The following is a 13317-nucleotide window of genomic DNA, read 5'->3' as shown; positions in this document are numbered from 1 at the left end:
AGCTTCTTCGTCATTCCCTGTTTTTGGGCAGGATCAGCGTGAACGTAGACCCATGCTCATCACTTTTCGTCAAAATGAGGTCTCCTCCCAAGGCTCTCGCCATGATTCTGGAAAACGACAGACCCAGACCCAATCCACGGACCTTGTCCTTTTTATTGCTGCCCCGGAAAAATCGCTCGAAAATTAAGGGTTGTTCGTTTTCTGGGATGCCCTTGCCATTGTCCGTCACATCTAAGCGCAGATCATCCTCCGTTTCATAGAGTCGCAGCTCGATCCTGCCATCCGCATCGATCGCTTGCCGTGCGTTGTTCAGCAGATTGATCAGGATCTGCTGCACCCGCCCAGGATCGACAGGCACGACCCACTGCTGCTCCGGAATAGTCGCATGGAGTCTAAGGATTTCAGCATCCTGTCCGATCTGCCACTGGGAGGCAATCTCGTAAATGAGTTTGTTCACATTTTGCAACTCTCGGTTGACCGTGATTTCGCCGACAGCAAAAGAGTTGAAATCGAGCAAATCCTCCACCATTTTCTCCAGGCGCTTGGTCTCTCGCAGACAGATCACCAAAAACTCCCGCTCTTCTTCTCCTGAGACCACCTTGTCATTAATCGCCTGAATCAAGCCGCTGATAGAAGTGACCGGAGTCTTCAATTCATGCGTGACGCCAGCCAAAAGCTCCGTGCGCATGCTCTCCAATTGCCTTAGCCGATCCGCCATCTCCTTGAACGTCGAGACCAGCTCGTGAATTTCCTTTTCCTTGATCTGCTTGGTGATGGTAACCTCGTAATCGCCCTCCACGATTCGCTTCGCGGCCGCGACTACATCCTCGATCGGCTTGGCCAGCTTGCGGGAATGAAAATAGATGACGGCCCAGCCCAACACGCCCAAGCTGCCCAGCATGATGACCAGGTATTGAAGCTGTTCCGGACTGACGCGAACATCCGTCTCCGGGAACAGCAACAGGATGGTCCCCAGCTTTTCACGGTCATTGTCCAGATCTTTTTTTACGACATAGAGAGTATCCCCTTGAAGCGACTTGACCTTGCTGGACTGTTCCGCGATCATAAGCAAGCGAGGGACATCCTCCTGGAAGGAAGAGGGCAAGCCCGATTTGCTGTAGATGATCCGACCATGCACATCCTTGATAAACAGCAGCAGATTGCGGTCTACGCCCATAAAGCGGCGCCTGCTCTCCAAAATCTGGTGCAGCGTCTCACCGACATACAATTTTCCTTCGTTGTCCACAACCCGATCGGCTACCTCTTCCACGAACAAGCTCGTGACTTCGAGCTGCTTCTCCGTCGCCGCCTCCTTGATCCAAATCGCAGAGACGACCCCAATAATAAGCAATCCTACACACAGGGTGAGCAGATATCGCGTCGTCCAATACCGCAGCAGGGAGGTCGGATTATGATTTATCAAAAACACTGAACTGATACCCCACCCCTCTGAGCGTTTTGATTTCCCCCTCGGAGGCAGGCCAGTTTTGCAGGGTTTTGCGAATTCGTTTGATAGCCAGGTCTACAGCCCGATCACTGCCCTCATAGTCCATCCCCCATAGATGCTCGATCAATTGCTCGCGGGAAAATGTCCGGTTTGGATTTTGCGCCAAAAACAGCAGCAAAGACAAATCTTTCGGATGAAACTGCAAATCGATGCCATGCAGTGTCACGCTATGCGATTTGAAATTGATTTTGAGTCCGCCAAAAAAACGCGTCTCCTGATCCTTGACGAGAATCGCAGAACGGCGCAGGACAGCGTTTACCCGTGCCACGACCTCCTCGGCCACAAACGGCTTGGTAATGTAGTCGTCCGCTCCCTGATTGAAGCCTTTCAATTTCTGATCGGTTTGTCCCAAGGCCGTCATCATGATGACAGGACAGGCGCTTCTTTCCCTTATGTACTGCAGGACTTCCCAGCCGCTCATTTCCGGAAGCATGACATCCAGCAGGACGAGATCCGGCTTTTGTTCGTCAAAAAGGCGAACGGCGTCATTGCCGTTTTCGGCTTGCCAAACCTGATAGTCTTCTTTTTGCAGATACGCTTTCAGTACGCGGGAGATAACCAACTCATCTTCCACCAAAAGAATTTGTTTCATGAAAAGCCGCTCCTGATTTCAAAGACATAATAGATGGTTTCCTCACATCTCTTCCAGTCTACCTCTTTTTTCTTTATATTGGGATTCCTTCATTATGGAAATAGGAAAAAAGCCTTGCTTTTCTCGGTGTGAGAGAAGCAAGGCTTGGGTTGCACCTATGAAATTTTAATATTTGCTGAAGGAAAGATCATCATCGTACTCAGCATCGAATTCGTACAGCTTATCATCTTCATCGCTGTCGATGATGTAGCCTGTGATGTCGGCGTCAAATTCTCTCCAGATGTCATCGACGATGTCTTGAACGAATGCTTTCAGTTCGCTCTTCGTCAGTTCATCGAAATCATCACCGTACTCGGAGAGATCAATCTCGATTTCTACCTCGATCTCATCCTCATCTCCATCAAGAGAGATCGTCCATTCCAGATCCTCGAATTCACCGTAATCATCGTTCAATTCGTCTTCCAAGTCTGACAGATCATCATCGAAATCGTCATCATCTTTGCTGTTCTTTTTATCCAGCTTGTCTTCGAGATTTTCGATTTCATCCTGCAACGAAGTGATTTGATTTTTCAATCTAGCAATTTCCGCGTCTTTGATTGCAATTTGTGATTGTACGCTCGGATCAGGCTTATCGATCACGTTGATCGTATAGGTTTTTCCATCCCAAGTGACGTCTTTTTTGAATACGTCAGCCATCATGCGCAATGGGATGTACGTCGTGCCATTGACGATGAATGGCTCAATAGGTGTGGAAATTTGATAGCCGTTATTCAAGACTTTGATATTGTTGTATTTTGCTTGCAGATTCTTGGTCGCTACCTCTGCACTCGCTCCAGATGGAATCAGCGTTGTCGCCAGAAGCAAGCCAGCAGCCGCTGTAGCAAGATAATGTTTCTTAAACATAACAAACTCCTCCATTTCTCCCGATGTTTTTCTGACGCGATGCTATGTACATGATCTAGATTACAGATTGAACATGTCGAGAGGATGTCAAATCGCAATTCTCTTTGATGTAGAAAAAGACCAAAAAGACCAAAACAAACAATATGACCATATTATTTAAATCACTCCTGCCATTCCTTACAATGCAAGAAAATAAAAAAGCGCTTTCACAACAACAAAAGAAAGGAAGAATGGCATGAGAATCAATTTTCGAAATCTGACTGTACAAGTCGTTATCGCTATCATCATCGGTATTCTTGTCGGGCATTACGCGCCTGCGTTCGGGGCACAGCTCAAGGTGCTGGCTGATGTTTTCATCAAGCTGATCAAAATGGTGATCCCTCCTATCATTTTCTTTACGGTGGTAAACGGAATTGCCAGTATGGGAGACATGAAAAAGGTCGGCAAGATCGGCGGAAAGGCTTTGCTTTATTTTGAAATCGTTACCACCATTGCGCTGGCCATCGGTCTTTTGGTCGTCAATCTGATCAAGCCAGGAGTTGGTTTTGACAAATCCGGCTTGGAAGGCGATGTTTCGAACTACACCAAGGCAGCCGCTGAAAGCCAAGGCGTCATCGACTTTTTGATGGGGATCATTCCGGAAAACGTAGTCGGAGCGATGGCTGGCGGAGACCTGCTCCCCATTTTGTTCTTTGCTGTACTCTTCGGTATTTCTCTGGCAGCCATGGGCTCAAAAGCGAAGCCGGTTATTGATTTGTTCGACAAGCTTTCTCACGGATTCTTCGGCGTCGTCAACATGATCATGAAAGTGTCTCCGATCGCAGCTTTCGGGGCCATGTCGTATACGATCGGAAAATTCGGCCTCGGCTCCTTGACCAAGCTGGGCCTTCTGATGTCAGCCGTCTATATCACCATGTTTCTGTTTATCGTTCTCATTTTGGGTGCAATCGCTCGCTACTACCAGTTCAACATTTTTTCGTTCATCAAATACATCCGTGAAGAGGTTTTGCTGGTACTGGGCACCTCCTCTTCCGAATCAGCCCTGCCGCGCATGATGGATCGTCTCGAAAAGTACGGCTGTTCCAAATCGGTTGTCGGACTGGTCATTCCGACCGGGTATTCCTTCAATCTGGACGGCACCTCCATCTACCTGTCGATGGCTGCCCTTTTCATCGCGCAAGCCTACGGTGTCGACCTGAGCGTCTGGGAGCAGTTGACGCTTCTCGGAATTTTGATGATTACCTCCAAAGGAGCTGCGGGTGTGACCGGTTCCGGTTTTATTACCTTGGCCGCAACCCTGGCTGCCTTCCCGATGATTCCGGTCGAAGGGATGGCTCTGCTGCTTGGGGTGGACCGTTTCATGTCTGAGGCTCGCGCGATCACCAACCTGATCGGAAATGGAGTCGCAACCGTCGTGATCGCCAAGACAGAAGGCGAATTCAATCCAAACCCCGTGCAGGAGGAGAATTCCTCCGCACCTATGACAGCGTAAAAATTGGCTCTAGCTGAACAGAAAGAGGATCTTGATCGTCAGAAAAGTGACGAGAGATCCTCTTTTTCAACCCATGCTATAATCAAAAAAACATCATGGATAAACCTGGTGTATTATTTGCTCTGGAGAATTTTGTATGGCTCATTCGCCTTACGCCCAGAAAAGCTGCCAGGCAAGGAGGTGCAGCCGCATATTGCTGACAGCAGAAGGAACGTTTGCCGGGGTGGGCGGCTTAGAATTATACTATCGCAGCCTCTGCCCAGCGCCATCCCCGAAAGCCGCGGTGATCATCGTTCATGGATTTGGCGACCACAGCGGGGGCATGGACAGGATCAGCCGGCATTTGGCCGAACACCAATACGCAGCCTATTCGTTTGACCTGCGCGGTCACGGCAGAAGCAGCGGCACGCGGGGATATGTGCGCCGCTGGGACGAGTATCGCGGGGATTTGCACGCTTTTCGACAAGTAGTCGGCGGTTTGCATCCCGGATTGCCGCTTTTTTTGCTTGGGCATAGTCTTGGCGGTCTGATCTGCCTCGACTATTGCCTCCATGAAGAGACAGGAATTGCCGGCCTCGCCGCGATCGCACCCGCATTTTCCTACACCATCAGACCCATGGAAAAATGGCTCATTTTCCTGATGAGCTATCTCAAGCCGGATTACACCGTCGAAAAATCCCTCCATTCGCGAAATGCGAGAGAACCCAATCGAAACGGCTGGACGAAGGGCGATCCGCTGCGCCACCAGACCGTCACGCCAGGCTTGGGTCGCGGGATCATCACGGCACAAAGACTGCTGCAAAAGCGTTCGCCTGCTCTGCGGGTACCGTTTTTGCTGCAATACGGTACAGACGACAGCCTGACCCCGCCGGAAAAGCTGCGCCAGTTCTTTGAATCTGTCGGCTCCCGCGACAAGCAGCAAATCGCCTATGAGCATATGCGTCATCGCCCTTTTGACGAGGAGGGGAATTCGCTCTTTCTCGCAGACCTCTTGCATTGGCTGGACTGCCGATGTGCTTCCACCAGCGGTCAACACTGGAAATAAGAATCATTATCAGTTACACTGGTCTCAGGAAGATATTTTGTGAGAATGGGAGCGGGTCACATGTTCGTTCAAATGCGAAAAATCACAGTAAAGGAAGGCTTCTCGGACCAAGTGGTCAATCGCTTCAGCGGCGAAGGCTTGATCGAAAAGCAAGAAGGCTTTATCGATTCTACCGTCATGGTCAAGAAGGTTCCGCGCGGAGAGGAAGAAGTCATCGTCCAGGTGCGTTGGGAATCTGAGGCGCATTGGAAGCAATGGGAGAAAAGCGATGCGCATATCGCCGGGCATAAAGCCAATCTCGGCAAGCCGAAGCCCGAGTATCTGCTCAACTCCGAAGGCGGCGTCTACTACGTGAAATCCGTGAAGCAAGCCGCTGCTGAATAAAAATTGGATCGCATGACATGCCAAAAAACGTGCAAGCCTCGTACCTGTCAGGTGCCTGGTTTGCACGTTTTTTTGATATTCGCTTGACCTTGGAGTTTACTCCAATGTTATAGTTCTAGGCAAGGAGAGTGACTGGATGCGAATTAAAGAATTTGCCCAAAAGTTTCATGTATCAACGGACCGTATTCGCTACTATGAAAAAATGGGATTGCTGAAGCCTGCCAGAATGGAAAATGGCTACCGGCAATACGATAAAAAATGTGAGGAAGCCCTTCAATTCGTTCTGGTTTTGAAACGGCTGGGCTTTACCTTGCAGGAAATAGAAAGCTTGCTTCAGCTGCAAGAAAAACCTGTATCATCAGAATGCAATATCGTTTCGAATGCATTCATGCAGCAAAAAATACATGAGATTTCACAGCACATTCTTTTTTATCAACAAGCCTATCAAGCATTGACGCAGGTGCAACAATTGATGAACGAAAACAAATATGAAGAAAATAAAGAAGTTATTCAGCAGCTTATTACCGATATGTATGCAGATATCCAAAATGGGGGCATGGCTCATGAAGAATAGGTGGATTATTCAAACAGAAAATGCTATTTTTTTCGCATTAACTTTCATTATTTACAGTCACTTTGATTTTTCCCTTCTCCTGTTCTTTGGGTTGCTCTTGGTCCCAGATATTACGATGCTTGGCTATCTTGCAAATGCAAAAACCGGCGCCCAAATCTACAATATGGGACATAGTATAATTCTGCCAACCATCATTCTACTCTCTTATTTCTTGATTCAATCAGATTTCCTATTCATCATTGCGTTGATTTGGTACGCACATATCTTCATGGATCGCGCAATCGGATATGGACTAAAATATTCGCACAGCTTTAAAGAAACGCATTTACAAAAAATATAGTCATCAGGAATACATGAGAGTTGAACGTGCAAGCATCGTACCTGTCGGGTATTTTGTCTGCACGTTTTTTTGCGTGTCTTGACTGTTGCTTGATCGCTGTGAAATAATACTCACAAGTAATATTACTCATGAGTATCTTTTTGGAGTTGAATCTGGTATGAAGAAAGAAATAGGCCGGAAAGGAAAAGAAAGCCGGAAACGATTGCTGGATGCAGCCACGGCTGAGTTTGCCGAGCGGGGATTTCATGATGCAAAAGTAAGCGATATCGTGAAAAGGGCGGGTTTGACGCAGCCTTCCTTTTATCTGTACTTCCCCAGCAAAGAAGCGATTTTCGCTGAGATCGTGGACCATTTTCGCTCCCGTCTGCGCGAACTGACGCAAGAAGCCCGCTTGGAGGCCGGGATCGAAGCCAAGGAAGTTTCGGAACGGATTTATCTCGCAGTGGAAGCCGTATTTCGCTTTCTGGCGGAGGATCCCGCTTTGACGCGCGTCGGGTTTTTTCTGGCCACTGAGTCCAGCCAGATCAAAGCAGAGCTTGCTGCGATGATCCAGGAGAATTTGCAAGGGGAGCAACAGTCGGGTTATTTCCGCTCCGAGCTGGAGATGCAGACCGTAGCGGAGTGCCTGATCGGAATCATGGAGCGTCTGACCGTCTCCTGCCTGCTGCCGGGATTGCAAGCTCCAAATGGTATGGCGCAGCAGGTAGTCGACCTCTTGCTTCACGGGATGCTCACCAATGGACATCCCGCAGAAAAAAAGAATTTACATAAGGAGTGACAGCGGATGCTCGCGCCCATCCTGCAAGTGGTCTTGGCGGTTTTTCTTCTGATCGGCGGCTTCATCAAGGTCTTTCGTGTTCCCTTTCAAGTGGACCATTGGCAGCACTATCACTACCCTCTGTGGTTCATGTCTGTGACGGGAGCACTGGAAATCCTCGGGGCACTCGCCATGATTGCAGGCTTGTGGAATCGGCATCTGGCTGCCGGATCGGCGATCTTGTTTGTCATTCTGATGCTGGGAGCCATTCACGCCCATCTCTTCCGCGCTGAGCAGCCTTTTGCCATGGCCATTCCAGCTAGCATTTGCCTGATTCTTGCGGTATGGGTGATGATTCGGAATGTCGTCTAGCCGCGGGGGAGGCGATGAAGAAGTTCCTTTGCCTCCCGATCTCTTCGCTCGATTTCCCCGTTCTGTGTCCACTGAAAAAAGCGGTCATCCAGCAATTCGCGCAGGATGATCCGCTTCTCTCCTTCCTCTAGTCCAAGATGGAGGACCTGCTGCCTCATCTCCCCGAGAAACTGCGTGTAGGACTCGTATTCCGGGCCAATCCATTGCTCTGCCTGGCGGCGCAGCTTTTTCGCCAGCCCGGGATTGGCTCCGCCCGTAGAGATCGCTACCTGCAGATCGCCGCGCTCGACCATAGCCGGGACGATGAAGCTGCACAGGTCGGGCCGGTCGGCAATATTGACCCACTGATGCGGCTGGCACGCCCGATGCACAGCCAGATTGGCAGCGGCATCGCTCGTAGCGGCGATGATGATGGCCATCTCCTGCATATCCTCCGGGCTGAAAGCGCGCAGATGGAGTGTCAATCTGGCCTCGTCGCTCCATTGTTGGATGACTGGCGTGCAAGACAGGCTGACAACTGTGACCTTGGCTTTAGCGCAGAGAAGGCTGGCAATTTTTCGTTCTGCCACCTGGCCCGCGCCTACGACCAGGCAGCGCTTGTCTGTCAGATTGACGAACATGGGATACAAGCTCATGCCTTACACCTCAACCTGTGCGGCTTCAAACCATCGGATCTTTTCACGCAATTGTACGACCTCACCAACAAGAATAATCGCCGGATTGGTGATCTGCGGGTTATCCGCCAGGCGCTGCTCGATGTCAGCCAGCGTCCCCGTCACGGTTGCTTGCTCCGGGAGCGTCCCCCAGGCAATCACCGCTACAGGTGTCTTTGGATCTTTGCCATGCTCGATCAGTTGTTTGCGAATCATCGGCAGATTGCCAATACCCATGTAAAACGCGACCGTATCGATTCCTTGCGCCAATGCGCGCCACTTTTCCACCGCCTGCTCCGGCTTCTCCTCGCGCAGATGTCCGGTCACGACGGCAAAGGAGGAGCCGTACTCCCTGTGCGTGACGGGAATCCCGGCATAGGCGGGAGCGGCGATGCCAGCGGTCACACCCGGAACGATCTCAAAAGGGATGCCGTACTGCGCGAGGTGCTCGGCTTCCTCCCCGACTCGTCCAAATACGCTGGGATCTCCGCCTTTCAGCCGTACGACGGTCAGGCCGCCCAAGGCTTTTTCCGCCAGCAGCTGGTTGATCGCTTCCTGCCGCATCGTGTGGTTGTCGGGATACTTGCCGCAGAAAATCCGTTCTGCATGGGTCGGCGCGTACTCCAGCAGAGCCGGATTTGACAGGCGGTCATACACCACGACATCTGCCTGCTGCAGACATTCCATTCCTTTTACAGTGATCAGCTTCGGGTCTCCGGGACCCGCCCCGACGAGGTACACCTTTCCTTTTTGGCTCATTTTCCGCTCACTCCCGCCGATGCGAAGGTCGCCATTTCATGAATCATGCGGCAGGCCGCCTCCAGCACAGGATAGGCCAAGGCAGCCCCTGTTCCCTCTCCCAGCCGCAATTGCAGATCCAGCAGAGGTTCCTTTCCGAGCACGTTCAGCACATAGGCGTGTCCCGGCTCCAGGGAGCGATGTCCCGCGATAAGGAAATCAGCGCTGCCTGGGCATAGACGTACTGCCAGCAAAGCCGCTACCGTAGCAATGAAGCCGTCCAGCAAGACAGGGATACGCTTGGAAGCAGCGCCAAGGATCGCTCCTGCCATCGCGCCGATTTCCAAACCTCCTACCTTGGCCAGCACGTCGATTGGCTCTGCTGCGTCCGGACGATGCAAGGCAATTGCTTCTCGCACCACCTGCTTTTTCCGTGCCCAGCCAGCGTCGTCGAGTCCTGTGCCGCGTCCGACGATCTCATCGGGATCAGCCCCTGTCAAGGCGGCCAGAATGGCGCTGCTTGCCGTCGTATTCGCTATTCCCACCTCGCCAACGATCAATACCTTGGCACCCGCTTCGATGATTTCCAACGCCGCTTCGCTTCCGACCTGCAGTGTGCGCTCTGCCTCTTCCCGCGACATGGCGGGCTCTCGCAGCATGTTGGCCGTTCCTGCCTTGATGCGGCGCGCGATGACGCCAGGTACTTCCACCTCGTTCGCCACGCCGACATCGACAATCCGCTCCAGAGCGTCAATCTGGCGCGCAAATACGTTGATCCCCGCTCCTCCGTTCGCCATGTTGGCGACCATCTGGACAGTGACCTCCTGCGGATATGCCGAAACACCCTCGACAGCGACACCGTGATCGGCCGCGAACACGATCACACCTGGAGGCGTTACGACAGGAAAGCTTTCGCCCGTAATCGCAGCCAACTCTATGGCCAATTCCTCCAGGCGTCCCAGGCTGCCAAGCGGTTTGGTCAGTTGGTCGATATGAAGCCTCGCCTGCGCTGCTGCTTCTGGATTACGAGATCCGATGGCAGGCAGGAAATCTTGCCATTTCGTCATTTTTTCGGCACCTCGCTTTGCTGAAATTCCTTCATTTTTTCCTCGATTGCGTCCAGTCGGACATGGCGTCTGACCGTATCCGCCAGCAAATTGTAGCCCTGTTCGCGCAAAGCGACGAGAGATGGGCGTTCGTGAATCGGTGCAAGCCCTTTTTCCATGCGGAGTTTGTTCAACAATAATGTCCGAAATTCATCATTGTGGAAAAGTCCGTGGAAATACGTGCCGATCCGTTTTTCTTGCGCATCACAATAGCCGTCCGTCCCATTTTCCAACTGGATAAAGGCCGTGTCATTCTGTTCAAAAACGGAGCGTCCCATATGAATCTCGTAGCCTTCCAGCTCGATTTTCTTGCCGGAAAAGCGGGCGGTGCCACGGGACAGGACGGTCGTTTTTCGCTGCTCCAGCGTCGTCACCATCGGGATCAAGCCCAGCCCTTCGAGGGATTGCAGCGGAGATTCCACGCCTGCCGGGTCGTGAATCCACTCTCCGAGCATTTGGTAGCCGCCGCAGATGCCGATCAGCATGCATGCCTGCTCGCGGTGCAATTGCAGGATTCGCCCGGCAAGACCTGTCTCGCGCAAAAATTGCAGATCCTCCAGCGTGTTTTTGCTCCCGGGCAGCACGATCAGATCCGGCTCTCCCAGCTCCTCCGGACGCGACACATAGCGGACGCGGCAATCCGGCTCCACGAAAAAGGGATCGAGATCCGTGAAATTCGCGATGCGCGGGTAGCGGATCACCGCAATATCCAGCTCCTTGGCTGTCTCCTGCCGCCCCTGATAGCGATGCAGGATCAGCGAGTCCTCGGCATCGATCCACAGATCAGGGATGAACGGAACCACCCCGAGCACCGGAACCCCTGTATACGATTCGAACCAGTCTAGTCCCGGCTGCAGGAGGCTGAGATCGCCGCGAAAACGGTTGATGATCACCCCGATGACCCGCTTGCGATCCTCGGGCTCCAGCAGCTGCAAGGTGCCGACCAGACTGGCAAAAACGCCGCCGCGCTCGATGTCCGCGACCAGGATGACAGGGGCATTGGTCAGACGGGCGACCCGCATGTTGACCAGTTCGCGGTCGTTTAGGTTCACCTCGGCTGGACTGCCTGCCCCTTCGATGACGATCCGCTCGTAGGAGTCGGCCAGACGCTGGTAAGACTCCTGGATGATTCGCAGCCCCTCGTCAAAAAAATCGCTCCGGTAGGCAAGAGCCTTCATATTGGCGTAGGGCTCGCCGTTCACCACGATCTGCGACTCGGCGTCCCGCGTCGGTTTGATCAGGATCGGGTTCATGTCGGTCGTGGCTACGATCCCTGCCGCCTCCGCCTGTACTCCTTGGGCCCGCCCGATCTCTTTGCCATCGAGGGTGACATAGGAATTCAAGGCCATGTTCTGCGATTTGAAGGGAGCTGTCTTGTAGCCGTCCTGGGCAAAAATCCGGCAAAAAGCCGTCGCGATGGCGCTTTTCCCCGCATCCGAGCTGGTTCCCTGAATCATCAGCGGCAAGGTCTTAGGCACGTCCTGCCACCTCCAGACAACGCGTGATCCAGCGCTCGACGACAGCCGGATTGGAGCCAAAATGCAGATGCGTATAGCCTGCGACCAGATTGTCCTGCGCAAAGCCCTCCGGCTTCGTGCCGCGCAAGCCCTTGGTTTCGTAGGCGTATGGAAGCTCTTCTTCCTGCGAGCTGGCGAGGGTAGAGTAATGGAACTCATGCCCCTTCGCCTGCTCCTCCGTGCCGAGCAGGAAGTTTTCTTTTGTACCGCGCACTTCCCGATAGCCGAGCGCCGCCAGCTTTTTCTGCATGGTTACGGTGCCCGGGATCAGTCCGACCATGGGGTAGCTTTTGCCCTCCGTCGTGACGATCGCTTCCGTCAGATACATGAAGCCGCCGCACTCCGCCAGCGTCGGCAGACCAGCGCCAATCGCCCGACGAAAGGATGCCAGCACCTCAGTCTGTTGCGAGAGTTCCGCGGCGAATTCTTCTGGAAAGCCGCCGCCGATGTACAAGCCGTCTGCTTCTTGCGGCACGCACTCACCCGCCAGCGGCGAAAAGAAGTGCAGCTTGGCTCCGTAGGCTTCCAACAGCTCCAGATTCTCCGGATAGTAAAAATGAAAGGCCGGGTCTTTCGCCACAGCAATGGTCACTCGGTCAGGAACCGCCTTCTTCGCGAACAAAACAGGCTCGGCATGAAGCGGCTCCGCCTTTGCCAGCTCCCAAATCTGCTCGAGATCGACGGTTTGTGCGATGATCTCCGCCAAGCGGTCAAACAGGGGATTCAGTTCGCCGCGCTCCACGGACGGCACCAATCCCAGATGGCGCTCGGGGATTTCCACATCGCCCTCCCGCTTGAGATAGCCAACGACCGGGATTCCGCACTCCTGCTCGATCGCAGCCTTGACGATCTTGTGATGGCCCTCGCTGCCCACCTTGTTCGCGATAACGCCGACGATCCGTGCAGCAGGGTTGAGCAATTGAAAGCCTTTGACGATGGCAGCCGCGCTGCGGGCCATGCTCTGGCAGTTGACGACCAGCAGCACAGGCGATTCGGTGAGGATGCTGATTTCTGCCGTACTGCCCTTGTCGCTGGTTGCTTCCTTGCCGTCGTACATCCCCATTACGCCCTCGATGACGGAGATATCTGCTCCCTGGCTCCCCCGGACAAAAATCTCCTTCACTGCCTCGTGGGCAAGCATGAAGCTGTCCAGATTGCGCGAGGGTCTTCCGGTTACGGCAGTGTGATAGGTGGGATCGATGTAGTCAGGTCCGCATTTGAAGCCTTGGACCGTATAGCCTTTTTGCTTCAGTGCGGCCATCAGTCCGATGGTCACTGTCGTCTTTCCCGCTCCGCTGCCCGTCCCGGCAATTACCAATCGGCGGTTGCCGCTCATG

15 protein-coding genes are annotated in these 13317 nt (G+C 52.9%); 7 read left to right on the top strand and 8 right to left on the bottom strand.

Going from position 1 to position 13317, the window contains the following annotated elements; genetic code table 11:
- Positions 1-10 precede the first annotated feature (10 nt).
- The 3 genes from EDM58_RS03730 to EDM58_RS03720 all read right to left on the bottom strand — a co-directional run bounded on the left by EDM58_RS03730 (position 11) and on the right by EDM58_RS03720 (position 3002).
- On the bottom strand, positions 11-1429 hold the full coding sequence (locus tag EDM58_RS03730; RefSeq protein ID WP_122912147.1) for a HAMP domain-containing sensor histidine kinase: 1419 nt from the start codon (positions 1427-1429) through the stop codon (positions 11-13).
- Complete coding sequence (locus tag EDM58_RS03725; protein WP_122912146.1) at positions 1410-2099, bottom strand: response regulator transcription factor; 690 nt, start codon at positions 2097-2099, stop codon at positions 1410-1412. The genes EDM58_RS03730 and EDM58_RS03725 overlap by 20 nt, the downstream gene beginning before the upstream one ends.
- Before the next feature lie 165 nt (positions 2100-2264).
- Positions 2265-3002 carry a stalk domain-containing protein gene (locus EDM58_RS03720; protein ID WP_122912145.1) on the bottom strand — a complete coding sequence of 246 codons (738 nt, stop codon included), beginning with the start codon at positions 3000-3002 and terminating at the stop codon, positions 2265-2267.
- Between the two features lie 235 nt (positions 3003-3237).
- Here EDM58_RS03720 and EDM58_RS03715 point away from each other — a divergent pair, with 235 nt between their 5' ends.
- From EDM58_RS03715 to EDM58_RS03685, 7 genes are all read left to right on the top strand, one after another.
- Positions 3238-4494 (top strand): dicarboxylate/amino acid:cation symporter, encoded by a 1257-nt coding sequence (locus EDM58_RS03715; protein ID WP_122912144.1) that lies wholly within the window; start codon positions 3238-3240, stop codon positions 4492-4494.
- 136 nt (positions 4495-4630) lie between these two features.
- Complete coding sequence (locus EDM58_RS03710; RefSeq protein ID WP_122912143.1) at positions 4631-5539, top strand: alpha/beta hydrolase; 909 nt, start codon at positions 4631-4633, stop codon at positions 5537-5539.
- A gap of 60 nt (positions 5540-5599) precedes the next feature.
- Positions 5600-5923 (top strand): antibiotic biosynthesis monooxygenase family protein, encoded by a 324-nt coding sequence (locus EDM58_RS03705; protein WP_023555940.1) that lies wholly within the window; start codon positions 5600-5602, stop codon positions 5921-5923.
- Between the two features lie 136 nt (positions 5924-6059).
- Entirely contained in the window at positions 6060-6497 is a 438-nt protein-coding gene (locus tag EDM58_RS03700; RefSeq protein WP_122912142.1) for a MerR family transcriptional regulator, read from the top strand.
- Positions 6487-6837, top strand: coding sequence for a DUF4260 family protein (locus tag EDM58_RS03695; protein ID WP_122912141.1), 351 nt, complete (start codon positions 6487-6489; stop codon positions 6835-6837). The genes EDM58_RS03700 and EDM58_RS03695 overlap by 11 nt, the downstream gene beginning before the upstream one ends.
- A 157-nt stretch (positions 6838-6994) precedes the next feature.
- Complete coding sequence (locus EDM58_RS03690) at positions 6995-7615, top strand: TetR/AcrR family transcriptional regulator (RefSeq protein WP_122912140.1); 621 nt, start codon at positions 6995-6997, stop codon at positions 7613-7615.
- Positions 7616-7621: 6 nt separating this feature from the next.
- The gene (locus EDM58_RS03685; RefSeq protein WP_122912139.1) at positions 7622-7966 is read left to right on the top strand and encodes a DoxX family protein; all 345 of its coding nucleotides are present in this window, start codon (positions 7622-7624) and stop codon (positions 7964-7966) included.
- Here EDM58_RS03685 and EDM58_RS03680 read toward each other — a convergent pair.
- The 5 genes from EDM58_RS03680 to EDM58_RS03660 are packed head-to-tail and all read right to left on the bottom strand — an operon-like array spanning position 7963 to position 13316.
- Positions 7963-8601, bottom strand: coding sequence for a precorrin-2 dehydrogenase/sirohydrochlorin ferrochelatase family protein (locus EDM58_RS03680; RefSeq protein WP_122912138.1), 639 nt, complete (start codon positions 8599-8601; stop codon positions 7963-7965). The two genes, EDM58_RS03685 and EDM58_RS03680, sit on opposite strands and share 4 nt — an antisense overlap.
- Before the next feature lie 3 nt (positions 8602-8604).
- Positions 8605-9378: a uroporphyrinogen-III C-methyltransferase gene (gene cobA, locus EDM58_RS03675; protein ID WP_122912137.1), complete on the bottom strand. Its 774-nt coding sequence runs from the start codon at positions 9376-9378 to the stop codon at positions 8605-8607.
- Entirely contained in the window at positions 9375-10424 is a 1050-nt protein-coding gene (gene cobT, locus EDM58_RS03670; RefSeq protein WP_122912136.1) for a nicotinate-nucleotide--dimethylbenzimidazole phosphoribosyltransferase, read from the bottom strand. Before cobT ends, cobA begins: the two co-directional genes overlap by 4 nt.
- A complete protein-coding gene (locus EDM58_RS03665) occupies positions 10421-11941 on the bottom strand; it encodes a cobyric acid synthase (protein ID WP_122912135.1) in 1521 nt (506 codons plus the stop codon). The genes cobT and EDM58_RS03665 overlap by 4 nt, the downstream gene beginning before the upstream one ends.
- Positions 11934-13316 carry a cobyrinic acid a,c-diamide synthase CobB gene (locus EDM58_RS03660; protein WP_122912192.1) on the bottom strand — a complete coding sequence of 461 codons (1383 nt, stop codon included), beginning with the start codon at positions 13314-13316 and terminating at the stop codon, positions 11934-11936. The genes EDM58_RS03665 and EDM58_RS03660 overlap by 8 nt, the downstream gene beginning before the upstream one ends.
- Position 13317: the final 1 nt, after the last annotated feature.

The sequence above is a fragment of the Brevibacillus panacihumi genome (assembly GCF_003710985.1).
GTDB classification, from domain to species: domain Bacteria; phylum Bacillota; class Bacilli; order Brevibacillales; family Brevibacillaceae; genus Brevibacillus; species Brevibacillus panacihumi.
The sequence above is the reverse complement of the archived record's forward strand: the minus strand, read 5'-3'. Positions and strand labels throughout refer to the sequence as shown.

Coding starts and splice junctions, on each gene's coding strand:
- EDM58_RS03720 (WP_122912145.1), bottom strand. CDS start 3,002: ATGTTTAAGAAACATTATCTTGCTACAGCGGCTGCTGGCTTGCTTCTG.
- EDM58_RS03695 (WP_122912141.1), top strand. CDS start 6,487: ATGAAGAATAGGTGGATTATTCAAACAGAAAATGCTATTTTTTTCGCA.
- EDM58_RS03710 (WP_122912143.1), top strand. CDS start 4,631: ATGGCTCATTCGCCTTACGCCCAGAAAAGCTGCCAGGCAAGGAGGTGC.
- EDM58_RS03680 (WP_122912138.1), bottom strand. CDS start 8,601: ATGAGCTTGTATCCCATGTTCGTCAATCTGACAGACAAGCGCTGCCTG.
- EDM58_RS03700 (WP_122912142.1), top strand. CDS start 6,060: ATGCGAATTAAAGAATTTGCCCAAAAGTTTCATGTATCAACGGACCGT.
- EDM58_RS03690 (WP_122912140.1), top strand. CDS start 6,995: ATGAAGAAAGAAATAGGCCGGAAAGGAAAAGAAAGCCGGAAACGATTG.
- EDM58_RS03725 (WP_122912146.1), bottom strand. CDS start 2,099: ATGAAACAAATTCTTTTGGTGGAAGATGAGTTGGTTATCTCCCGCGTA.
- EDM58_RS03685 (WP_122912139.1), top strand. CDS start 7,622: ATGCTCGCGCCCATCCTGCAAGTGGTCTTGGCGGTTTTTCTTCTGATC.
- cobA (WP_122912137.1), bottom strand. CDS start 9,378: ATGAGCCAAAAAGGAAAGGTGTACCTCGTCGGGGCGGGTCCCGGAGAC.
- EDM58_RS03660 (WP_122912192.1), bottom strand. CDS start 13,316: ATGAGCGGCAACCGCCGATTGGTAATTGCCGGGACGGGCAGCGGAGCG.
- EDM58_RS03705 (WP_023555940.1), top strand. CDS start 5,600: ATGTTCGTTCAAATGCGAAAAATCACAGTAAAGGAAGGCTTCTCGGAC.
- cobT (WP_122912136.1), bottom strand. CDS start 10,424: ATGACGAAATGGCAAGATTTCCTGCCTGCCATCGGATCTCGTAATCCA.
- EDM58_RS03715 (WP_122912144.1), top strand. CDS start 3,238: ATGAGAATCAATTTTCGAAATCTGACTGTACAAGTCGTTATCGCTATC.